Origin of the sequence: Thermomonas fusca DSM 15424 (genome assembly GCF_000423885.1) — a bacterium.
Classification (GTDB): domain Bacteria; phylum Pseudomonadota; class Gammaproteobacteria; order Xanthomonadales; family Xanthomonadaceae; genus Thermomonas; species Thermomonas fusca.
Genome location: NZ_AUIV01000006.1, coordinates 111,801 through 135,200, shown reverse-complemented (window position 1 = coordinate 135,200; position 23,400 = coordinate 111,801). Strand labels below are relative to the sequence as shown.

Below are 23,400 nucleotides of genomic sequence, written 5' to 3'. Positions count from 1 at the left end.
CAGCCAACGGAGACCGTCATGAATCCCTTGCCCCGAATCGCCATCGCCACCCTCGCCGCAGCATTGACGGCCTGCGCCAGCACGGCGCCGCAAACCGCGAGGCCCGACGCGCCCGCCGTGAGCAAGCACAACGCGAGCACTGCCACGCAGGCCATCGCCAACCTCGCCTCGGCCTCCGGCAGCCTGGTCAGCGGCCGGCTGGCGCTGGTGCCGATGGGCGACGGCGTGCACATCACCGGCGAGATCGGCGGCCTGCAGGCCAACAGCAGCCACGGCTTCCATATCCACGAGAAGGGCGACTGCAGCGCGGCCGATGCCAGCAGCGCCGGCGGCCACTTCAACCCCGCCGCGAAGCCGCATGGCCGCGCCGGGCACAGCGCGCACCATGCCGGCGATGGCGACAACCTGGTTGCAGATGCCCAAGGCGTGGCGCGGGTCAACGCACACTTCTCCGGAGTCAGCCTCGGCGGCGCCAGTGCCAACGACATCGCCGGCCGCGCACTCATCGTCCACGCCAACGCGGACGACTACAGCAGCCAGCCGGCCGGCAACGCCGGTGCACGGGTGGCCTGCGGGGTGATCCGGGTGACCGCTCCCTGACGCGCCCTGAGCAGGGCATGACGGCAGCGCGCGCCGCAGGGCGCGCCTGCCTCAGCGCAAGCAGTCGCTGCTGCCGTCGCCGCAGTGGACGAACTGCACCTGCACGCCGTGCACTTCCAGCACCGCCGCGTACTGGCGCTGGCGCGCCTGGAAACGGATGAAACCGCGCTCCAGCTTGCCGCTGTCGGTTTCTTCCGGCGCATTGCGCGCACGCCACGCCTGCGGCGACAGCATTGCGATCCGTACCTCGCCGTCGCCGTAGCGGGCCAGCGGTTCCGGCGCCGCGTCGAGCAGGAACTCGGCGTCCTTCTCGGCCAGCATCGGCCCGATCAGCGCGTGCTCCAGCAGCGACCACAGCGCGTCCAGACCGACGTTCTGGTACTGCATCGCCATCATCGCCAGCAGGTCGTGCAGGCTCAGGTAGCGGATGTGTTCGATCCGCGCGCCCAGCCCGTCCTGCAGCGCCAGCGCGGCGTCGGCCTGGGCCATGCCGCAGTCGAACAGCTTGGATTCCAGCTGCTCCGCGGCGGCCGCAAGGCCAGCCCCGCGCAGCACGAACGGCATCACCCGCAGGCCGCCTCCGGCCAGCGCCGGATCGCATTGCAGCGGCTGCGGCACATCGCCCTGCGCATCCGCGCCGAAGCCGATCACGCGCGCGCCCTGCGCCTGTCCCGGCGCGCGCTGCAGCAGCTCGATGACGCGCTGGTGCAGCGGCCAGCCGGGGCGCAGCGCTTCGGCCGGATCGAAATGCGCCGCCATCAGCGCCAGTTCGCAGTCGGCCACGTCCGGGGTCAGCTTGGCAAGATCGCGGCCCAGCAGCGCGGCCACCTCGCCGGCGCTGCCGGCGGCTAGCGCGGCGCGCTCCGGCATGCCGCCGTCGCGCAGTTCGATGGCGATGACGCCGCGGAACACGGCAAGGTCTGGCGCGGTGAACGACATGTTGAGTCCTGACTCGGAAGAGCGACGCTACACTCGACCCATTATGCCCGCGTCGCGGGCCAGACCCCGAGGTGTGCCATGCAACACGGTCGTCCCGTCGCCATCCTGGGTGGTGTCCGCATCCCGTTCTGCCGCCAGAACACGGCCTATGCCGACGTCGGCAACCTTGGCATGTCGGTGCGCACGCTGGGCGCGCTGGTCGAGAAATTCGGCCTGCACGGGCAGCAGCTGGGCGAAGTGGCGATGGGCGCGGTGATCAAGCATTCGTCCGACTGGAACCTCGGCCGCGAAGCCGCGCTGTCCTCCGGGCTGTCGCCGCTGACCCCGGGCATCACCCTGCAGCGCGCCTGCGGCACTTCGCTGGACACCATCGTCCACATCGCCGGCAAGATCGCCACCGGGCAGATCGAAGCCGGCATCGGCGGTGGTTCGGACACCACCTCGGACGTGCCCATCGTCTACGGCAAGGCGCTGCGCCAGCGCCTGCTCAAGGCCGCCGCGGCCAGGACCTTCAAGGACAAGCTGGCCGCGTTCAAGGGCTTCCGCCTGTCCGAACTGAAGCCGGACTTCCCCGGCGTGGCCGAGCCGCGCACCGGCAAGTCGATGGGCGCGCACTGCGAGGACATGGCGAAGGAGTGGAACATCTCGCGCGATTCGCAGGACGAGCTGGCCGCGGCTTCGCACCACAAGCTGGCCGCCGCCTATGCGCGCGGCTTCTTCGACGACCTAGTGGTGAGCTTCCGCGGCGTCAACCGCGACAACATCCTGCGCCCCGACAGCAGCATCGAGAAGCTGGCCACGCTCAAGCCGGCCTTCGACAAGAGCTCCGGCAGGGGCACCCTCACCGCCGGCAATTCCACCCCGCTGACCGACGGCGCTTCCGCCTGCCTGCTGGCCAGCGACGAATGGGCCGCGCAGCACGGCCACGAAGTGCTCTGCCACCTGCGCGACGCGCAGGTCGCGGCGGTCGATTTCGTCCACGGCGAAGGCCTGCTGATGGCGCCGACCGTGGCGGTGGCGGAGATGCTCAAGCGCAACGGCCTGGCGCTGCAGGATTTCGATTTCTACGAGATCCACGAAGCCTTCGCCGCACAGGTGCTGTGCACCCTGCGCGCATGGGAGAGCGAGGAGTACTGCAAGACCCGGCTCGGCCTGGACGCGCCGCTGGGCCGCATCGACCCGGCCAGGATCAACCCGAACGGCTCGTCGCTCGCCACCGGCCACCCGTTCGCTGCCACCGGCGCGCGCATCGTCGCCACCGCCGCCAAGGAACTCAAGCAGCGCGGCGGCGGCCGCTGCCTGGTCAGCATCTGTACGGCAGGCGGGATGGGCGTGGTGGCGATCCTGGAGCGCTGAGGACGGCGCCTCAATCGCCGTTGAGGATGCTGCGCGCCACCGCTTCGGCAATCTTGATGCCATCCACGCCCGCGGACAGGATGCCGCCGGCGTAGCCCGCGCCCTCGCCGGCCGGGAACAGGCCGCGCGTGTTGAGGCTTTGCAGGCTGGCGTCGCGGGTGATCCGGACCGGTGACGAGGTGCGGGTTTCCACGCCGGTCAGGATTGCGTCGTGCATCGCGTAGCCGCGGATCTGCCGCTCGAATGCCGGCAGCGCTTCGCGGATCGCGGCAATCGCGTAGTCGGGAAGCGCGCTGTCGAGGCTGCCCAGGGCGACGCCCGGCTTGTACGACGGTTGGACTTCGCCGAATTGGCGCGATGCGCGGCCGGCGAGGAAATCGCCCACCAACTGCGCCGGCGCGCTGTAGTTTTCGCCGCCCAGCACATAGGCATGGCTTTCCAGCGCGCGTTGCATGGCGATACCGGCCAGCACGCTGCCGCTGGCATCGAATGCGGCGAAGTCGGAGGGCTGGATGCCAACCACCACGGCCGCATTCGCATTGCGTTCGTTGCGCGAGTACTGGCTCATGCCGTTGGTGACCACGCGCTGCGGTTCGCTGGTCGCGGCCACCACGGTGCCGCCGGGGCACATGCAGAAGCTGTACACCGAGCGGCCGCTGCCGGCGTGCCGGCCTTTGCAGTGATGCACCAGTTTGTAGTCGGCCGCGCCCAGCAGCGGATGGCCAGCTTGCGGGCCGAAGCGGGCACGGTCGATCACCGACTGCGGATGTTCGATGCGGAAACCGATCGAGAACGGCTTGGCGTCCAGGTGCACGCCGCGCGCATGCAGCATCTCGAAGGTATCGCGCGCGCTGTGGCCCAGCGCCAGCACCACGTGGTCGGCGCGCAGCTGCTCGCCGCTGGCCAGGGTGACGCCGCGCACGCGCCGTTCGCCGCTGGGCGTGACGTCGATCAGCAGGTCATCGACGCGCTGGCCGAAGCGGATTTCACCGCCCAGCGCTTCGATGGTGGCGCGCATGTTCTCCACCATCGACACCAGCCGGAAGGTGCCGATATGCGGCTTGCTGACGTAGAGGATTTCCTCCGGCGCGCCGGCCTTGACGAACTCGGTCAGCACCTTGCGGCCGTGGTGCAGCGGGTCACGGATCTGGCTGTACAGCTTGCCGTCGGAGAACGTGCCGGCGCCGCCCTCGCCGAACTGCACGTTCGACTCGGGGTGCAGGTTGCGCTTGCGCCACAGACCCCAGGTGTCCTTGGTGCGCTCGCGCACCGCCTTGCCGCGTTCCAGGATGATCGGGCGAAAACCCATCTGCGCCAGGATCAAGCCCACGAACAACCCGCACGGGCCGAAACCGATCACCAGCGGGCGGTGCCGAAGCTGCGCCGGCGCCTTCGCCACCAGGCGGTAGCTGGTGTCCGGCGCGGGCTGCACGTGCGGGTCATCGGCAAAGCGCTGCAGCAGCTCGGCTTGGCGCGGGGTGTCCACGTCCAGCGCGTAGATCAGCGCGATCGCGCCGCGCTTGCGCGCATCGTGGCTGCGCTTGGCGACGGCGTAACCGTTCAACTCGTGCGGGGCGATGCCCAGCCGCACAATCACGGCCGCAGACAGCGCGGCTTCGTCGTGGTCCAGCGGCAGCTTGAGGTCGGTGATGCGAAGCATGGGCAACGTCCGGCGAATCCTTACTTCAGCGTGCGCTCGAACAACTCGTAGATCCGCCGGTATTCGTCATGCCAGCTGTCGGCATGGGTGAAGCCGTGCCGCTCCAGCGGATATGGCGCCAGCTCCCACTTGTCCTTGCGCAGCTCGATGAGCTTCTGCGCCAGCATCACCGAGTCCTTGAAGAACACGTTGTCGTCGATCATGCCGTGGGCGATCAGCAGGTGGTCCTGCAGGCCGTCCGCATATTCGAGTGGCGAGGAGCGTTTGTAGGCCTCGGGATCGAGTTCGGGCGTGTTGAGGATATTGCTGGTGTATTCGTGGTTGTACTGCGACCAGTCGCTGACCGGGCGCAACGCAGCGCCGGCCTTGAACACGCCCGGCTTCTGGAACAGCGCGGCGAAGGCCATGAAGCCGCCGTAGCTGCCGCCGTAGATGCCGGCGCGGTCGCGATCGCCCTGCTTGGTTTCCACCAGCCAGTCCAGGCCGTCGAGGTAATCCTCCAGTTCCGGCTTGCCCATCCAGCGGTAGATGGCGGTACGCCAGTCGCGGCCGTAACCCTCGCTGGCGCGGTAGTCGAGGTCGAGCACGATGTAGCCCTGGTCCACCAGCAGGTTGTGGAACATCTGCTCGCGGAAGTAGTTCGGATAGCGGGCGGAGACGTTCTGCAGGTAGCCCGCGCCGTGCACGAACATCACGATCGGGTACTTGCGGCCCGGCTCCATCTTCTCCGGGGCGTAGTACTTGCCCCAGATGGTGCCAGCGCCGTGCTTGCTGGGCACCTGCACGATCTGCGGCTGGATCCAGCTGCGCGCCTTGAAGTCGGCGCTGCGGGTATCGGTGAGGCGCTGCGCCTCGCCGCCCGCGGCGTCCACCACCGACAGCTGCGGCGGCAGGTAGGCCAGCGAATGGCGGACCAGCAGCTTGGTTCCGTCCGGCGATGCGGAGAAATCCTCCACCCCGTCCAGCGCGGTCAGCTCGCGCACCTCGCCACCGGCGGCGGGTACCTTGCAGACCTCGTAGTCGCCGGGTGCGCTGCGGTTGCACAGGAACCGGAACGTGGCGCCATCGCGCGACACGCTGACCTGCGAGGCCTCCCAGCGGCCCTGGGTGAGCTGGCGCCGACGCGTGCCGTCGAACGTATAAAGATGCGAGAACCCGCTTTCCTCGCTGAGATACCAGAGCGTGCGGCCATCCGGCAGCCAGCCGAATTCGTTGAAGCCCCAGTTGATCCACGCCGGGTCGGTGAGCCGGTGGCGCGGTTGCAGGCGCGCGCCGTCAAGGTCGACGCTGGCGATCCAGCGGTCCTTGTTGTCGATGGCGCGCAGCATCACCGCCGCGTTGCGGCCGTCTGCGCTCCACTGCACATCACCCACCTGCAGCGCGCGGTTGCCCTGCAGGGCCGGCTTGCCGGCGGCCTTGCGCATCGCCGCCAGCGGGTCGACGGCGATGCCGGGCAGCGGGTCGAACCCCAGCTCGACCAGCTTGCCGGTGGCAAGGTCGGCCAGCCACAGCCTGTGCGGCACCGGATCGCCGCGACCGACGCGGGTGCGCACGTCCTCGAACTCCTCGTAACCCGATTCGGTGACGTACATCGGCATCTTGCCGGCGCGTCCGCTGTCGGCGCCCTTCTCGCGGGTGACTGCCAGCAACCAGCGGCCATCCGGCGACAGCGCGGTGTCGGCGATCTCCACGCCCTTGCCCAGGTAGACCGGCGCCGGTGCGCGGGTCGGATCCGCCTTGCGCCAGTCGTCGGCCTGCACCCGCGCGGCGTCGCGGCGGGCGCGGTCGTCGTTGAGGGTGGCGATCAGGCGCAGCTGGCGATCGCGCAGGTCGTCGGCCTTGGGCGGCGTGCCCGGCGCGTCTTCGGCTTTCACCACCGCGGCCTGCACCACGCCGCGGCCGTCCCAGCGATACCAGGCCTCGCCCGCGCGCCACACCAGCGCGCCGCCGCTGCTCCATTGCAGGCGCGAGGCGGCCTGGTTGTCGCGGGTCAGCTGCTGCAGCGCACCGCCGCGCAGGTCGCGGACGAATACGTCGCCATTGCGGATGAAGGCGCTGCGGTTGCCCGCGGCATCGACCACCGCGCCGTCGGCGTCGAGGTCGGCGCGCGCGGCATCGTCCAGCCGGCCGGCTGCGCCACCGTTGATGCCCACCCGCCAGGTGTCGCGGATGCCGGCGCCGTCGCGCTTCTGCAGGTAATAGGCGGACTTGCCGTCCCAGCGCCACCACGCGCGCTCCACCGGGTTGCCGATCCAGTCGGGATCGGCCATCGCCTGGGTCAGGCTGACCCGCTCCGCGGCGTGCGCGGCGGGCAGGGTGGACAGCAGGGCGAACGCAAGCGGGAGGAGGCGCATGAACGGGTCCGGGGCGAAACGAATCGCGCAGCGTAGCAGCCGGTTTCCTGCGCGCCTGTGCCGGATGTCCCGACAGCGGTTCCGCCGCAGCGCGCTTTACCGCACAATCCGTGATTGTTTCCGCAAACCCGATTCCCCCGGATCGCGATGCTTGCCTTCGTCTACAAGAGCCTGAAAAAGGCCGACACCTTTCTCTACCTCGCCACGCGCGACGATTTCGGCTGCCTGCCTGAACCGCTGCGCGCGCAGCTGGGTAGCCTGCAATTCGTGCTGGAAGTGGCGCTGACGCCGGAACGCCGGCTGGCGCGGGAGAACCCCGACGTGGTGCGCAGCAACCTTGCCAGTCGCGGCTTCCACCTGCAGTTCCCGCCCACCATGGCCGACCCGATGAGCGACGACTGGGGCACCGATGCCTGAACGCATGCCCGTGGCTGGCGCCGCGCTGCTCGCGCTTGCACTGCTTGCGGCCGTCGGCAGCGGGTTCGCCGCCGACGGTGTCGCCGCCGCGCTGGCCTGGCTGGCGCAGGTGCCGGCCGCGCTGGGCATCGCGCTGCTGCGCGGCAGCCGCGACCGGCGCGCGCTGGCCCTCGATGCCGGCCGGCTGGCGCTGTTGTGGGGCGGCGGTTTCCTGCTGGCCGGCGCGCTGCTGGCCTGGCCGTTGCTGCGGCTGCGCGAAGCCCCGTCGCTGGGCCACGCGCTGGCGCTGGCCGGGCTGGCCGGTGCGCTGCTGGTGGCGCTGTGGTGGCGCTGGCCGGACTGGTACACGCTGGAACGCGGCGGCGGCAGCGCGCAGTCGCGCTTCGCCGCCCGCCAGGCGCAGGACCCCGCCGCCTGGCGCGGGCTGTTGCTGGGCGCGCTGCCGGTGTTCCTGCTGCTGGCCGGCGGCCTGCTGCTGGGCTGGCCGGATCTGCTGGCCGGTGGCGCCCGCCTGGGCATCAGCTTCGCCTATGCGCTGGCGCTGCTGCCGCTGGCGCATCTTGCCCTGCAGTCGGCGGCACCCGCCATCGCCCTGCACGGCCTGCCGGTGGTGGAAATGGACGCCGTCGCCGACCCTGCCGCGCTGGAGGAAGAAGCGTTCGACAGCACGCCGGCGATCGCGCCGCTGCCCGCTGCGGATGAGGCCAGTTCCGCCGCCGAACTGGCCGGCCTGAGCCGGCAGCTGTACGCCGCCGCGCGGCTGGGTCGGGTCGATCGCGCGCTGGCGCTGCTCGCGGCCGGTGCCGACCCGCAGGTGCAACCCGAACCCGATGCGCGCGATCGCCGCAGCCTGCCGGTGCTGGCGGCGGTGCTGCCGGACCTGCGCCTGCTGCGCGCGCTGATCGAGCGCGGCGTTGACGTCAACGCCATGCAGGACGGCATGACGCCGCTGCTGGCCGCCACCCGCGACAGCTGGCACGGCCGCCCGGAAGCGGTGATGACCCTGCTCGCCAACGGCGCCGATCCGCGCATCGCCGATGCCGACGGCAACACCCCCCTGCACCATGCCGCGCGCAGCTCCGACCCCGGCGTGGCCGCGCTGCTGCGCGACGCCGCCGCCGCCATCGACGCGCCCAACGCCGCCGGCCTGTCGCCGCTGGGCAGCGCCTGCGCCTGCGGCAATTGGCGGCTGGCGCGGTTCCTGCTGGAACGCGGTGCGCGCCCGGAACCCGCCGGCGGTCAGCCGGCCCTGCTGGCCGCCGCCGGCAGCGAGGAGGACGACCCCGCCGGCGTGCTGCTGCTGCTGCGCCACAAGGCCAAGGCCAACGCCCGCGACGCACGCGGCCGCAGCGCCCTGCACGAAGCCGCCGCGGCCGGCCACGCCGCGATCTGCCAGACCCTGCTGGAAGCCGGCGCAGATGCCGATCCGCGCGACGGCGAAGGCCGCACGCCGCTGCTCGACGCCGCCCGCAGCAGCGCCCAGCCGGCGCTGGAAGTGCTGCTGGCCGCCGGCGCCGACGCTTGCGCCTGCGATGCCGGCGGCGCCAACGCGCTGCACCTGGCCTGCGCCGCGGAAGCACCGTCGCCGGCGCTGGTGCAGCTGCTGCTGGCGCAGGGCATCGATCCGCACGCCGCCGACGCGCACGGGCGCAGCGCGGTGGAGATTGCCGTAGCCGCCGGCCGCTGGGCGCTGGCGGCGCTGCTCGATCCCGGCCGCAGCCCGTCGGCGGCGCTTGGCGACGATGAACCGGCGCCGGAACGCCCGCCATCCCTGCTGTTGCGCGAAGCGCTGCTGGAAGGCGCCGACGCGGCGCGGCTGCAGGCGCTGGCGGCGCGGCTGGAACGCGCCGACTTCGATCACCTGCTGGGCGATGCCGAAGTCGCCGCCAGCGCCGCGCGCACCGATTGGCTGCTGCGCCACGGCGCCAATCCCGAATCCCGCGTCGCCGCTGCCCCGGCGCCGATGCAGGCCGCGCTGACCCGCGGCGAGGCCGGCATCGCAGTCGCACGGCGGCTGCTGGCGCACGGCGCTTCGCCGGCCGGCGCCGGCGGACTGGCCGATTATCTGGCTGCCTGCCTGGATGCGCCGGGCGACGACGCGGGCGGCGAAGCCTTCGCGCTGGAACTGCTGGCGCGCGGCGCCGATCCATTTGCCGCCTCCGCCGCTGGCGACCCGCCGCTGCTGCTGGCGGTGCGGCTGGGTTGGCAGGCGCTGCTGCACCAGCTGCTGGCCCACGGTGCCGATCCCGACGGCTGCGACGGCCGCGGCATGAGTCCGCTGCATTTCGCCGCCAGCCTGGGGCGCCAACCGATGCTGACCGCGCTGCTGGCCGAAGGCGCTGCGCCGGACCGGCGCGCCGCCGACGGACAGACGCCCCTGGGCATCGCCTTGGCCAGCGGCCAGCGCGAGCTCGCCGACTGGCTGGACTGGCGCGGCTGGCCGCTACCGCATCGGCCACTGCGCGCCATCGACCTGCCGGCCGCCGCTATCACCGGCGACCGCGACGCGGTGCGGCGCCTGCTGGACCTCGGCTTTCCGATAGACACCACCGACAGCCAGGGCTGCACCGCGCTGCTGCGCGCGGCCGGTGGCGGCCATCGCGGGCTGGTCGAAGACCTGCTGGCGCGCGGCGCCGATCCCGGCCTGACCGCCAACACCGGTGCCACCGCGCTGTCCGCGGCGGTGAGCATGCGCCAGCCGGAGATCGTCGAACGCCTGCTGCAGGCTGGCTGCAGCCTGGAACAGCGGCTGCCCGGCGAAGTCACCGTGCTGATGCTGGCCGCCGCGCTGGGCCTGCCGGAGCTGGTGGCGCGGCTGCTGCGCGCCGGCGCCGACCTGCACGCGGTCGACGCGCAGGGCCAGACGCCCTTGCACTGCGCCGCCCTGTACGGCTTCACTGCCCGTGACCGCACCCGCCTGCTGGCACTGCTGGATGGCCTGTTGCTGGCCGGCGCCGACCCGCACCTGCCGGCGAAGAATGGCACCACCCCGCTGCTGCTGCTGCTGGGCGCACGCGCCGAGCCGGGCACGCCCAGTAGCGAGGACGTGCTGCTGGCCGCGCTGGAGCGGCTGCTGGACGAAGACGTGCGGCTGGACGCCCGCGACGCCCGCGGCTACGGCCCCCTCCATCTGGCCGCATTGCACGGCCTGCGCCGCACGGTGCAGGCGCTGCTGCGCGCCGGCGCCGACCCGGCGCTGGCCGACGCCGGCGGACGCATCCCGCGCGACATCGCCCTGCTGCGCGGTTACGTCGACATCGCCGCGGAGCTGGTCCCGCCGGCCGCGCCCCCGCCCTCGGGCGTGTCGATGGCGCGTTTCCTGCGCGAGTAGCGTGGCGAGCCTGCGGGCTGGCGCAGGAGATCCAAGCGCGTCCGGATGAACCGCGCGAGCGCAGCGGCCGCCTGGGCCTTACGCGGCCCCGGTCGGGGCATCGCCGCGAGCGCTGCCGGCATCCGCCTCGAACAGCCCATCCAGCTCCCGGCGCGCATCGCGGGTGGCCTGCAGCAGCGCATCCTCGTCGTCCTGCAGCAGCCGCTGCTGCTCCAGCAGCGACTCGTCCCATTCGCGGAAACGGCGCGCGCGATCCTCGGCCTGTTCGCGTTGCATGCCCAGCGCCACCAGCACCTCGCGGCCGATCTCCAGGCTGCTGCAGAAGGTTTCGCGCAGCGCTTCCGCGCCCAGATCGATCAGCTGCCAGGCGTGGCGGCGGTCGCGCGCGCGCGCGAACACCCGCGCCTGCGGATAGTTTTTTCGCACCAGCCGCACCATCCGCAGGCTGGCCTCGACGCCGTTGATGGCGACCACGAAGATGCGGATCCGCGCGGCACCGGCCGAGCGCAGCAGCGCCAACCGGGTCGGATCGCCGTAATAGATCTGGTCGGTGCCGATCTGCCGCGACAGGTTGACCTGCTCGATGTCCGGGTCGATGGCGATGAAGGCTATGCCCTGCGCGCGCAGCAGGCGGGCGACGATCTGGCCGAAGCGGCCGAAGCCGGCAATCAGCACCTGCGGGTGGCGGTCCTGCGGGATCGCATCGTACTCACGCGCTTCCGAGGCCAGCCTGTCGGGCAGCAGCTTCGACGCCAGCATCAGCAGCAGCGGCGTCAGCGCCATCGACAGGCCGACGATGGCGGTGAGGCGGTCAAGGGTGGCGGCATCCAGCAGCCGGGCCCGCCCCGCTTCGCCGAACACCACGAAGGCGAACTCGCCGCCCAGCGCCAGCACCGCCGCCAGCAGGCAGGCCCCGCGCGCGTCCAGCCGGCCCGGGCGCAGCCCCAGCGCGAACAGCAGCAACGATTTCACCGCCAGCAGCGTGGCCACGCCCGCCGCGATCAGCAGCGGCTCGGTGAGGATCCGCTGCACGTCGATGCCCATGCCCACGGCCATGAAGAACAGCCCCAGCAGCAGGCCTTCGAACGGGCGGATCTGCGCCTCCAGTTCGTGCCGGTATTCGGATTCGGCCAGCAGCACGCCGGCCAGGAATGCGCCGAGGCCCGCGCTCAAGCCCGCCGCCTGCATCAGCCAGGCGCTGCCCAGCACCACCAGCAGGGCGGCGCCGGTGAACACCTCGGGAAGATCGGTGCGGGCGATGACGCGGAACAGGTGGCGCAGCAGGTAGCGGCCGCCGAAGATCAGCGCCGCGATCAGCGCCACCGCGCGCGCCACCTCGGTCCATTCCAGGCCCACGGTCTTGGCCTTGCCCAGCAATGGGATTGCAGCCAGCAGCGGGATCGCGGCCAGGTCCTGGAACAGCAGGATCGCGAACGCGAGCCGGCCGTGCTCGGTGGCCAGCTCCTTGCGCTCGGCCAGCAGCTGCAGGCCCACCGCCGTGGAGGACAGCGCCAGACCCAGCCCCACCACCAACGCCGCCTTCCAGCCCAGCCCCGCCAGCATCGCCAGCGCACCCAGCGCCAGCCCGCACAGCAGCACCTGCAGGCCACCGACCAGGAAAATCGGCTTGCGCATCACCTTCAGCCGCGGCAGCGACAACTCCAGCCCGATCACGAACAGCAGCATGACCACGCCGATCTCGCTGGCCGCCAGCACCTTGTCCGGGTCGCGCACCAGCGCCAGCTCGTGTGGCCCCAACAGCACGCCGGCGGTGAGGTAAGCGAGGATCGCGCCCAGCCCGAACCGCTTGAACAATGGCACCGCCAGCACCGCTGCCAGCAGGAACACCAGTGCCAGTTCCAGGCCGCCGCTATCCATCCGTTCCTTCCATGCAATCCCGTGACCAGCTTACGGCACGGCGGGATTGGTCGGCGCGGTGGTCGCGCAGCGGCTGGCCTTGATCTTCGCATCCACCGCATCGAACGCGGCCTGCCGCTCGCGGCGGCTGCCGTCATCGGCATAGCGCAGCTTGAACTCGGCCTCGTCCAGGCGCCGATACCAGCTTGCGCACAGCTGCGTTTCCGGCACCGCGGCGCAGCTGTCCTGCTTCATCTCGCAGGCGCTGGCCATGCCCAGCGAAGCGCGGCCATCGATGCCGGTCACCTGCAGCGGCGCGCAGCGCGGCGGCGGTTCGGCGCTCTCGCCGAAATAGGTATCGCCTTCCCAGGTCCGGCACTGGTATAGCGGCGGCGGCGCGGGCAGGCCGGCGGCTTCGGGCGCCGGCGCGCGCTGCGCGGCCGGGCCGCTGACCAGCACGAAGTCGCCGTACACCGGCGGCGCCGGCGGCGTCTCGACCCGTGGTTTCCTGGCCGGTACCGGCACGGTCTTCACTTCGCCGATGCGGCGGATTTCCTGCTTCATGCCGGCCGCGCAGGGCGTGCCGTTCTGCATCGACACATTGCCCTTGGCATCGGTGCATTTGTAGAAGACGGTTTCCTGCGCCCACGTCGGCAGCGGCGTGCACACGAGCAGCAGCGCCAGCATCGGCAGCGGCATGATCAGCCGCATCTCAGCGGCCGCCGCAGTCGTTGTCGAGGCGCGCGTTGAGCGCACGTTCCTGTTCGCGCAGCACATCGCGCTCCTTTTCCTGCGCGTTGAAGAAGCGCGTGCGCAGTGTGCTGCGGCGGTCGCGCAGGCGCACGCAGGCCTCGACCGGCGGCAGCATGACGCAGTCGTCGCGGATCCAGCTTCCGCCGCCGGTGGCGACCGGCCAGTTGATGTCGCGATGCGGCGGGCGCATCACCCGCTCGGGATGGCCGATGTTGTCGCCCAGCACCGAGCGCGGGCGCACCGTCGGATAGCCCAGCGTCCACAACGGCACCCAGCGCGGATTGCCGCGGCCGTCGTCGCTGGTGTAGCGCTTGCCTTCGGGCGTGACGCATTCGTACAGCGGCCGCGGCGGCGCCAGATAGACGGTGCGGGTGTCGGTCGCAGCGGGCGGCGTTGCAGGCGTCGGCAACGACGCCGCGGCGCGCGGCGAAGCATCGACCGGCCGCAGCATCTCGCGCGCCTGCTGCGCCTGGCCTTTCGCACAGGGCGCGTCCTGCAGGCTGACCTTGCCGGCGGCGTCGGTGCAGCGATAGACGATGACCGTGGCTGCCGGCTTGGCCTGCGCACGCGCGCTGCCGGCGAACAGCAGCAGGCAGACGGCAAGGGCGAGGGCGAGGGCGACGCGCATGGCCCCATCTTGGCGCGTTGGCGCGCGCAACGAAACCCCGCGGCGCGCGCGCTTTCAGGCGGCCGTCAGCGCCAGCGGAATCGCCTTCGCGCCGCGCAGCATGCGCGCGATGCTGGCCGCGGCGTCGCGGCCTTCCTGCACGGCGGTCACCACCAGGTCGGCGCCGCGCACGCAGTCGCCGCCGGCGAACAGCGCATCGTGCGCGGTCTGGTACGGCAGCCGACCGTTGCCGCCGACCACCAGCCGGCCGTTGGCCTGCGCCTGTACACCGAGTGCCTGCAGCCACTGCGGCACGCGGGGGGAAAAACCGAAGGCGATGATGACAACGTCGGCGTCGAGCACCGATTCGCTGCCGGGAATCGGCTGCGCCGCTCGGCGGCCGTTGGCATCGGGTTCGCCCAGCCGCGTCTCCACCATCCGCACGCCGCTGGCGTTTGCTTCGCCGACGATCTCCAGCGGCTGGCGGTTGAACAGGAACTGCACGCCTTCCTCGCGCGCGTTCGCCACCTCGCGCGCGGAGCCGGGCATGTTGGCCTCGTCGCGACGGTAGGCGCAGGTCACACTGGCCGCACCAAGGCGGATGGCGGAGCGCACGCAGTCCATGCCGGTATCGCCGCCGCCAAGCACCACCACGCGCTTGCCGCGCAGCTCGGGTAGCGCCAGCTGGTCCTCCCAGCCGGCAATCGGCCGACCGTGCGGCTCATTGCCGGTGACGATGCGGCCGTTCTGCACGAGGAAGGGCAGCGCCGGCAGCACGCCGGCCAGTTCCTGTCCGGGCAGGCCGCCGTCGGTATAGCGATAGGCGCCGAGGCCGAGGAACACCGCATCGAACTCGTCCAGTAGCGCCGCGATGCCGACATCGCGGCCCACGTCCACGCCGAGGCGGAAGCGCACGCCCATGCCTTCCAGCACCGCGCGGCGGGTGGCGATCACCGCCTTGTCCAGCTTGAAGCTGGGAATGCCGAACTGCAGCAGGCCGCCGATCTGCTCGTAGCGGTCGAACACGCTGGCCTCGATGCCGCTGCGCACCAGCCGGTCGGCGCAGGCCAGCCCCGCCGGCCCGGCGCCGATCACCGCCACCCGCTTGCCGGTGGGCTTCACCTTCGACAGGTCCGGCCGCCAGCCTTGGGCGAAAGCGGTATCGACGATGTACTTCTCCACCGCGCCGATGGTGACCGCGCCGAAGCCGTCGTTGAGCGTGCACGCGCCTTCGCACAGCCGGTCCTGCGGGCAGACGCGCCCGCACATCTCCGGCAGCGGATTGGTTTCGTGGCAGAGCGCGGCGGCCTCATGGATGCGGCCTTCCTGCACCAGCTGCAGCCAGTCGGGAATGTAGTTGTGGACGGGGCACTTGGCTTCGCAATACGGATTGCCGCAATCCAGGCAGCGCCCGGCCTGGTGCGCCGCCTCGGCCTGCCCGAAACGCCCGTACAGCTCGTCGAAACTGCCGGCCACGCGTTCGGCCAGCGGTACCTTGGCCGGCATCTCGCGCGGCGACTCCAGGAACTGGAAGAGCTGTTGCTTGCTCATCAGGCCGCCCTCTTCAATTCGTGGGCCAGCGCTTCCAGGCTCGCCGCCTTCGGCTTGACCAGCCAGAACTTGCCGACGAAGTCGCGGAAGTCGTCGCGGATGCGCGCGCTCCAGGCGCTGCCGGTCAGCCGCGCGTGCGCCTCGATAAGATCGGTGAGGTGCTGGCGATAACCGTCCAGCCCCTCCGGGGTGATCCGCGAGATGTCGACCAGCTCGTGGTTGTAGCGATCAACGAAATCGCGCTCCAGATCCAGCACATAGGCCAGCCCGCCGGTGAAGCCGGCGCCGAAGTTCAGCCCGGTGCGGCCCAGCACCACCACCGCGCCGCCGGTCATGTATTCGCAGCAGTGGTCACCCGCGCCCTCGATGACCGCGGTGGCGCCGGAGTTGCGCACCGCGAAGCGTTCGCCGGCGCGGCCGGCCGCGAACAGCTCGCCGCCGGTGGCGCCGTACAGGCAGGTGTTGCCGAGGATCGGCGCGTCCTGCGAGGCAAACCGGCTGCCGGCCGGCGGCTGCAGCACGATGCGGCCGCCGGCCATGCCCTTGCCGACGTAGTCGTTGGCTTCGCCCTGCAGATGCAGGTGCAGGCCGCCGGCATTGAACGCGCCGAAGCTCTGGCCGGCGCTGCCGGACAGGCGCACATCGATGGGCGCATCGCGCATGCCGGTGTCGCCATGGGCGCGGGCGATGCGGCCGGACAAGCGCGCGCCGATGCTGCGGTCGGTATTGCGGATCGTGCCGACGAAAGCGCCGCCAGCGCCACCGGCGATGGCAGCGGCCAAGGCCTCATCCAGCTGCGCGGCCAACCCGTGCGGCGGCGCCTGCAGCGCCGGCGATCCGCAGTAGGCGGACGCCTGCGCCGGATCGCGCGCCAGCAGCCGCGACAGGTCCACGTCGACATCCTCGCGGGTCGCGCGCAGGTGCTGTTCCAGCAGGTCGGTGCGGCCGATCGCCTCGTCCAGCGTGCGCAGGCCCAGCAAGGCCAGCCATTCGCGCACGTCTTCGGCGACGTTGCGGAAGTAGCATTCGACGCGCTCGGGCAGGCCCTTGAAATGGTCGCGGCGCAACCGCTCGTCCTGCGTGGCCATGCCGGTGGCGCAGTTGTTGAGGTGGCAGATGCGCAGGTACTTGCAGCCCAGCACGATCATCGGCGCGGTGCCGAAGCCGAAACTGTCCGCGCCCAGCAGCGCCGCCTTGATCACGTCCAGCCCGGTCTTCAGGCCACCGTCGGTCTGCAGCAGCACGCGCCCGCGCAGCTCGTTGGCCTGCAGCGCCTGGCGCGCCTCGGACAGGCCCAGCTCCCACGGCACGCCGGCATAGCGCACCGAGCCGATCGGGCTGGCGCCGGTGCCGCCGTCGTGGCCGGCAATGGTGATGAGGTCGGCGCCGGTCTTGGCCACGCCGGCGGCAATCGTGCCGACGCCGGCATGCGACACCAGCTTCACCGAGATCAGCGCATCGGGATTGATCTGCCGCAGGTCGAAGATCAGCTGGGCGAGATCCTCGATCGAATAGATGTCGTGATGCGGCGGCGGCGAGATCAGGCCGATGCCGGGCTTGGCGTGGCGCAGCCGCGCGATCAGCGGGTTGACCTTGCTGCCCGGCAGCTGACCGCCCTCGCCGGGCTTGGCACCCTGCGCCAGCTTGATCTGCAGCACTTCGGCGTTGATCAGGTAGTCCGGCGTCACCCCGAAGCGCCCGGAGGCGATCTGGCGGATCTTGCTGCGCCTGTCGGTGCCGTTGCGCGCCGGATCTTCGCCACCTTCGCCGGAGTTGCTGCGCCCGCCGAGGCGGTTCATCGCGATGGCCAGCGCCTCGTGCGCCTCCGGCGACAGCGCGCCCAAGCTCATCGCCGCGCTGTCGAAGCGGCGCACGATGCTTTCCACCGGCTCCACTTCCGACAGCGGCAGCGGCATGACGGCGGGTTTCAGCCGCAACAGGTCGCGCAGCGCCGCCGGCGGGCGCGTATCGACGTGGGCGGCATAGGTTCTCCAGTCAGCGCGATCGCCGGTCAGCACCGCGTGTTGCAGCGACTGCACCACGTCCGGGTTGTACTGGTGGTATTCGCCGCCGTGGACGTAGTGCAGCAGCCCGCCCAGCTCCGGCAGCGCGTCGTCGTCCCAGCCGTGCGCAGCAAGCTGGCGCGCGTCCGCTTCCAGCCGGGCGAAGCCGGCGCCGCCGATCCGCGAGGGCGTGCCGTCGAAGCAGCGCGCCACCACCTCGTCGGCCAGGCCGACGATTTCGAACAGGCCGGCGCCGCGATAGCTGGCGATGCTGCCGATGCCCATCTTCGAGAGGATCTTCAGCAGCCCCTTCTTCACCCCGCGCCGGTAGCTGCGGCCGATCTGCTGCGGCTCGGCGGCGGTCTTGCCGCCCAGCACGCCGCGCCGGCCCAGCGCGTGCAGGGTCTGGTAGGCGAGGTAGGGATACACCGCGGTGGCGCCAAAACCAATGAGGCAGGCGAAGTGGTGCGGGTCGCGCGCGGTGCCGGTTTCCACGATCAGGTTGGCGTCGCAGCGCAGGCCGGCGCGGACCAGGTGCTGGTGGACCGCGCCGGTGGCCAGCAGCGCGTGCACCGCGGCGGCGCCGCGGCGCGGCCGGCGGTCGGACAGCACCAGCAGTTCGTCGCCGGCGCGCACCGCTTCCTCGGCCTGCGCGCAGATGCGGTCCAGCGCCTGCGCCAGCGTGGTGCTGTCATCGAAATACAGGTCGATGTAGCGGTAGCGGGCGGCGAAACGCGGCAGCGCCAGCAGCTGGTGCAGCTTGCGTTGCGACAGCACCGGCGAATTCAGCAGCACGTGGTCGACGTTGTCCGGGCCGTCGTGGAACAGGTTGCCCTCGCGCCCGATCTGGGTGGAGAGCGTCATCACGCAGGCTTCGCGCAGCGGGTCGATCGGCGGGTTGGTGACCTGCGCGAAGGCCTGCCGGAAGCAGTCGTACAGCGGCCGCACGCGCTGGCTGAGCGCCGCCATCGGGATGTCATCGCCCATCGAGCCGATCGCTTCCTGCCCGGTTTCCACCAGCGGGCGCAGCACCCGCTCCTGCTCCTCGCGGGTGAGCTGGAACAGTTTCTGGAAGCCGAGCACGGTGGCGTCGTCGAAGGGTTCGTCGCACAGCGCCGGGTCGATCAGCTCGGTGTGCAGGTAGGTCATGCCCTGCCGCAGCCACTGCTTGTACGGCGCGCGCGCGCGGTTGAGCGCGTCGATGGCGTCGTTGTCGAGCAGCCGGCCGGCGACCAGATCGACCGCGATCATCTCGCCAGGACCCAGCTTGCCCTTGGCCTGCACGCGCGCCGGATCGATGTCGAGCACACCCGCTTCGGAGGCGATGGCGAACACCCCGTCCGTGGTCAGCAGCCAGCGCGCCGGGCGCAGGCCGTTGCGGTCCAGCGTGCAGGCGGCGTGCCTGCCGTCGCAGGTGACCACCCCGGCCGGGCCGTCCCACGGCTCGGAGTTGATCGCGTAGTACTCGTAGAACGCCGACAGGTCGGCGTCCTTGTATTCCAGCGACTGGGTGGCCGGCGGCATCAGGATGCGCATCGCCTTGGGCAGGTCCATGCCGCCCAGCAACAGCCACTCCAGCGCATTGTCCAGCGACTGCGAATCGGAGCCGTGCATCGACACCACTTCGTCGAATCCACCCACATCCAGCAGCGGCGACTTCCACACATCCTTGCGCGCCTGCGCCCAGCGACGGTTGCCCTCGATGCTGTTGATCTCGCCGTTGTGCGCCAGCCGGCGGAACGGATGCGCCAGCGGCCAGCGCGGTTGGGTATTGGTGGAAAAGCGCTGGTGGAACAGCACCGCGCGCGCTTCCAGCTGCGGATGCGCAAGGTCGGGAAACAGCTGCCGCAGGTGCTTCGGCAGCACCATGCCCTTGTAGCCCAGCAGGCGGGTGGACAGGCTGATGACGTAGAAGTCGGGCGCCTCGCGCAGCGCCTGTTCGGCGCGCTTGCGGGCCAGGTACAGCGCGCGCTCGAACGCATCGGCATCGTCGCCGTCGCTTTCCGCGAACACCTGCGCGATGCGTGGCAGCGAGGCGCGCGCCAACGCGCCGCAGACCGACGGATCCACCGGCACGTCGCGCCAGCCGACCACGCGCAAACCGGCGGCGCCGAGCTCGTGCGCCAGCACCTCGCGGCAGCGCGCTGCGAGCGCAGCATCCCGAGGCAGGAACACGTTGCCGACGGCGATGGGCCCGGCATGCAGTGCGATGCCGGCGTCGTTCGCCAGCGCGTGCAGGAAGCCGTCGATGCCGTGCAGCAGCACGCCGCAGCCATCACCGGACAGGCCATCGGCCGCAACGCCGCCGCGATGCGCCATCCGCGACAGGGCTTCCAGTGCGCCATCGACGATCGCCCGCGACGCCCCACCCTCGACCTGTGCGATCAGGCCGAAGCCACAACTGTCATGTTCACTGGCAGGGTCGTACAAACCCCGGATCGGGCTGCGCCGCATGGTCTTGTCCGTGCAGGAGTTGTGGAACGCCCGCGTTCCGACTCTCCCAGTGGAACCCGATGCGCACCCCGACTAGAGCATAGTTTGTGCAGCGCAACAAGAGGGTTTTGCGAAGAATTTTCGTTGCAGGAGAAACCGCTTTTCGCCCGCAAACGCAGGGCGGACGCGGTTTTCAGCGCAGGACGGCGCCACTGCGCGCGTCGCGGATGGTGCTGGGCTGCGCGCGCCCGAGGGTTTCGCCATCGGTGACGGCATCGACCCCGGCAACGATGCGCGGGTCGAGTTCTTCCCGCGTGCGCGGCGAAGGTCGGCTTGCGATATTGGCGCTGGTCGACACCAGCGCGCCGCCGAAGCCGTCGCACAGTGCGCGCACCAGCGGATGCTCGGTGACGCGCACGGCGATGCCGTCATGCGCGCCGGTGATCCAGCGCGGCGCGTCCTTCGACGCCGGCACGATCCAGGTATTCGGCCCCGGCCAGCTGGCGCGTACTTCGGCCAGCTGCGCTTGACCCAACAATGCGGTGTCGATGAAAGGCGCGAGCTGCGCCTCATTCGATGCGATTAGGATCAAACCCTTGGCGACATCGCGCTGCTTGAGCGTCAGCAGGCGCAGCACCGCCGCTTCGCTGCGCGGATCGCAACCCAGCCCCCACACGCCTTCGGTGGGATAGGCAATGAGGCCGCCGTTACGGAGCGCGACGAAGGCGGGAGCGAGAGCGGCCTGCAGATCCATGGGGTTATTTTCCACTCATTCCCGTATCCACGGAAATGGCGGCGGAAAATTCAGAACGGCGCCTCGTCCCGCGACGGCTTCTTCACCACGCGCTTCTTGCCCGGCTCCACCTTGGCCGCGGTGAGCAGCGGCTTGGCGGGCTCGAGGTCGGCCGAATACGGGCGCGCGGCGTTCTTCGCGGGTGCCTTCTTCACTGCCTTCCTGGCCACGACCTTGTTGGCGGCCGGCTTCTTCGCCGCCTTCTCGGCGGGCGCCTTCTTCACCGCGGCCTTCTTGGCGGCGACCTTCTTCACCGCCGCCTTCTTCGCGCCGAAGCCCTTGCGCGCCGGCTTGCCGGTTTCTTCCAGCAGCTTCAGCGTTTCCTCCAGCGACAGCGAGGCCGGCTCGCGGTCCTTGGGGATCTTGCCGTTGAGCTTGCCGTCGCTGATGTACGGGCCGAAGCGCCCATTCAGCACCTGCACGTCGTGGCCGGGCCATTCCTTGATGACGCGGTTGCGGGCGATTTCTTCCTTCTCCTCGATCAGGAAGATCGCGCGCGCCAGGTCGATGACGTAGGGGTCGTCTTCCTTCTTCAACGAGGCATAGGAGCTGCCGCGCTTGGCGAACGGGCCGAAGCGGCCGATGCCCACGCTGACTTCCTCACCGCTGCCGTCGACGCCCAGCTTGCGCGGCATCTCGAACAACATCAGTGCTTCATCGAGGGTGATGTTGAAGATGCTCTGGCCGGGCTTGAGCGAGGCGAAGCGCGGCTTCTCCTCGTCTTCCACGGTGCCGATCTGCACCAGCGGGCCGAAGCGGCCGATGCGCGCGCTGAGCGGGCGGCCACTGGCCGGGTCGCTGCCCAGCACGCGCACGCTGCCGGCGTCGGCCTTGTCCAAGGTGGCCTTCTTGTCGTCCACCAACGCCTTGAACGGACCCCAGAATTTCTCCATCAGCGGGATCCAGTCCTCCTCGCCGCGGCTCACCGCATCCAGCTCGTCTTCGAGGTTGGCGGTGAAGTCGTAGTCGACGTATTTGGAGAAATGGCTGGACAGGAACTTGCCGACCGCGCGCCCGATGTCGGTGGGCTTGAACGCGCGACCATCCAGCACCGCGTACTGCTTGCCCAGCAGGGTCTGGATGATGGCGGCATAGGTGGACGGCCGGCCGATGCCGTACTCCTCCAGCGCCTTCACCAGCGCCGCTTCGGTGAAGCGCGGCGGCGGCTGGGTGAAATGCTGGTCGGCGTGGATGCGATCCAGCGGCACCATGTCGCCCAGCTTCATCAGCGGCAGCTTGCGGCCTTCGTCCTCGTCCTCCTTGCCCTTGCTGTCCTTGCCCTCTTCATAGACCGCAAGGAAGCCGGCCACCACCACGGTGGTGCCACTGGCGCGGAAGGCGTGCTCGCTGCCGGCGGACAGGTCGACGGTGACCGTGTTGAGCGTGGCCGGGATCATCTGGCAGGCCACTGCGCGCTTCCAGATCAGCTCGTAGAGCTTGCGTTCGTCGTCGGTGAGGAAGCGGGCGACATGCGCCGGCGTGCGCAGCGCGGCGGTCGGGCGCACCGCTTCGTGCGCTTCCTGCGCGTTCTTCGACTTGGTCTGGTAGACGTTGGGCTTGTCCGGCAGCGAGGCGGTGCCGAAATCGCGCGCGATCACGTCGCGGATCTCGGCCAGCGCGTCCTGCGACAGGTTCACCGAGTCGGTACGCATGTAGCTGATCAGGCCGACCGTGCCTTCGTCGCCCAGCGCGATGCCTTCGTACAGCTTCTGCGCCACCTGCATGGTCTTGCGGGTGGTGAAGCCGAGCTTGCGCGCGGCCTCCTGCTGCAGGGTGGAGGTGGTGAACGGCGGAGCGGGGCGGCGCTTGCGCTCCTTGCTGGCCACGTCGGTGACGTGCAGCCGGCCGCTGGCGGCCTGCTGGATGCGCAGCCGCGCGTCTTCGGCGGTGCTGCCGTCGGTGACGGTGAACTGTTCGAACTTCTTGCCGTCCAGCTTCACCAGCTTGGCGGTGAACGCCTGCGACGGGTGCGCGCATTCGGCCTCGATGCTCCAGTATTCGCGGGCGATGAAGGCTTCGATCTCCTCCTCGCGCTCCACGATCATCCGCAGTGCCGGCGACTGCACCCGGCCCGCCGACAGCCCGGCCTTGATCTTGCGCCACAACACCGGCGACAGGTTGAAGCCGACCAGATAATCCAGCGCGCGCCGCGCCTGCTGTGCGTCGACCAGGTCGGCGGCGATGTCGCGCGGCTGCGACATCGCTTCCTTGATCGCGCGCGGGGTGATCTCGGTGAACACCACCCGCTGCAGCGTCTTGTCCTTGAGCAGGTTGCGCTCTTTCAGGATCTCGGCGATGTGCCAGCTGATCGCCTCGCCCTCGCGGTCCGGGTCGGTCGCCAGATAGAGATGGTCGGCGGCCTTGGCGGCCTTGGCGATCGCATCGACGTGCTTCTCGTTCTTCTCGATGGTCTCGTAGCGCATCGTGAACCCGTTGTCGGGATCCACCGCGCCCTCCTTCGGCACCAGGTCGCGGACATGGCCATAGCTGGCGAGGACGGTGAAGTCCTTGCCGAGGTATTTGTTGATCGTCTTGGCCTTGGCGGGCGATTCGACGATGAGCAGGTTCTTGGCCATGGTGGCGCGGGTTCCGGTAGGGCGGCTGCAGGCCGCCGTAGATGCCAACGCCCGGAGCAGATGCCCCGGGCGCTTATTTATAGTGGAATCATGGACGGGGCTGCGCTGTCAAGTACGACCGCTGCCGGCCCGGCTCGCCGCGGGCCTGGCGAAGGCGGCGCGGCAGCTGC

General features: G+C 70.6%; 14 protein-coding genes. 4 read left to right on the top strand and 10 right to left on the bottom strand.

Going from position 1 to position 23,400, the window contains the following annotated elements; translation table 11 throughout:
• Positions 1–18: 18 nt before the first annotated feature.
• Positions 19–600 (top strand): superoxide dismutase family protein, encoded by a 582-nt coding sequence (locus G582_RS0103405; RefSeq protein ID WP_028838636.1) that lies wholly within the window; start codon positions 19–21, stop codon positions 598–600.
• A 51-nt stretch (positions 601–651) separates the two neighbouring features.
• Here the strand turns inward: G582_RS0103405 and G582_RS0103400 are convergent, their stop codons facing one another.
• Positions 652–1,539 carry a hypothetical protein gene (locus G582_RS0103400; RefSeq protein ID WP_028838635.1) on the bottom strand — a complete coding sequence of 296 codons (888 nt, stop codon included), beginning with the start codon at positions 1,537–1,539 and terminating at the stop codon, positions 652–654.
• Between the two features lie 78 nt (positions 1,540–1,617).
• On the opposite strand from G582_RS0103400, the gene G582_RS0103395 reads away from it, so the two are divergent.
• On the top strand, positions 1,618–2,895 hold the full coding sequence (locus G582_RS0103395) for an acetyl-CoA C-acetyltransferase (protein ID WP_028838634.1): 1,278 nt from the start codon (positions 1,618–1,620) through the stop codon (positions 2,893–2,895).
• 10 nt (positions 2,896–2,905) lie between these two features.
• Here G582_RS0103395 and G582_RS0103390 read toward each other — a convergent pair whose 3' ends face one another.
• Together G582_RS0103390 and G582_RS0103385 are read right to left on the bottom strand one after the other, a co-directional pair.
• The gene (locus G582_RS0103390; RefSeq protein ID WP_028838633.1) at positions 2,906–4,555 is read right to left on the bottom strand and encodes an NAD(P)/FAD-dependent oxidoreductase; all 1,650 of its coding nucleotides are present in this window, start codon (positions 4,553–4,555) and stop codon (positions 2,906–2,908) included.
• Positions 4,556–4,575: 20 nt separating this feature from the next.
• Positions 4,576–6,909 (bottom strand): S9 family peptidase, encoded by a 2,334-nt coding sequence (locus G582_RS0103385; RefSeq protein ID WP_038052653.1) that lies wholly within the window; start codon positions 6,907–6,909, stop codon positions 4,576–4,578.
• Between the two features lie 147 nt (positions 6,910–7,056).
• On the opposite strand from G582_RS0103385, the gene G582_RS0103380 reads away from it, so the two are divergent.
• Together G582_RS0103380 and G582_RS0103375 are read left to right on the top strand one after the other, a co-directional pair.
• Complete coding sequence (locus tag G582_RS0103380) at positions 7,057–7,326, top strand: YcgL domain-containing protein (protein ID WP_028838631.1); 270 nt, start codon at positions 7,057–7,059, stop codon at positions 7,324–7,326.
• Complete coding sequence (locus tag G582_RS0103375) at positions 7,319–10,657, top strand: ankyrin repeat domain-containing protein (RefSeq protein WP_028838630.1); 3,339 nt, start codon at positions 7,319–7,321, stop codon at positions 10,655–10,657. The genes G582_RS0103380 and G582_RS0103375 overlap by 8 nt, the downstream gene beginning before the upstream one ends.
• Before the next feature lie 78 nt (positions 10,658–10,735).
• Here G582_RS0103375 and G582_RS0103370 read toward each other — a convergent pair whose 3' ends face one another.
• The 7 genes from G582_RS0103370 to G582_RS15280 form a co-directional block, all read right to left on the bottom strand.
• Positions 10,736–12,535 (bottom strand): monovalent cation:proton antiporter-2 (CPA2) family protein, encoded by a 1,800-nt coding sequence (locus G582_RS0103370; RefSeq protein WP_028838629.1) that lies wholly within the window; start codon positions 12,533–12,535, stop codon positions 10,736–10,738.
• Between the two features lie 30 nt (positions 12,536–12,565).
• Positions 12,566–13,225 (bottom strand): hypothetical protein, encoded by a 660-nt coding sequence (locus G582_RS17065; RefSeq protein ID WP_051246575.1) that lies wholly within the window; start codon positions 13,223–13,225, stop codon positions 12,566–12,568.
• A 1-nt stretch (position 13,226) separates the two neighbouring features.
• The gene (locus tag G582_RS0103360; protein WP_028838628.1) at positions 13,227–13,895 is read right to left on the bottom strand and encodes a DUF4124 domain-containing protein; all 669 of its coding nucleotides are present in this window, start codon (positions 13,893–13,895) and stop codon (positions 13,227–13,229) included.
• A gap of 54 nt (positions 13,896–13,949) precedes the next feature.
• Entirely contained in the window at positions 13,950–15,425 is a 1,476-nt protein-coding gene (locus tag G582_RS0103355) for an FAD-dependent oxidoreductase (RefSeq protein WP_028838627.1), read from the bottom strand.
• Entirely contained in the window at positions 15,425–19,882 is a 4,458-nt protein-coding gene (gltB, locus tag G582_RS0103350; protein ID WP_028838626.1) for a glutamate synthase large subunit, read from the bottom strand. The genes G582_RS0103355 and gltB overlap by 1 nt, the downstream gene beginning before the upstream one ends.
• A gap of 172 nt (positions 19,883–20,054) precedes the next feature.
• Positions 20,055–20,615 carry an L-threonylcarbamoyladenylate synthase type 1 TsaC gene (gene tsaC / locus G582_RS0103345; RefSeq protein ID WP_038052649.1) on the bottom strand — a complete coding sequence of 187 codons (561 nt, stop codon included), beginning with the start codon at positions 20,613–20,615 and terminating at the stop codon, positions 20,055–20,057.
• Positions 20,616–20,665: 50 nt separating this feature from the next.
• On the bottom strand, positions 20,666–23,230 hold the full coding sequence (locus G582_RS15280; protein ID WP_083960922.1) for a DNA topoisomerase I: 2,565 nt from the start codon (positions 23,228–23,230) through the stop codon (positions 20,666–20,668).
• Between the last annotated feature and the right edge of the window lie 170 nt (positions 23,231–23,400).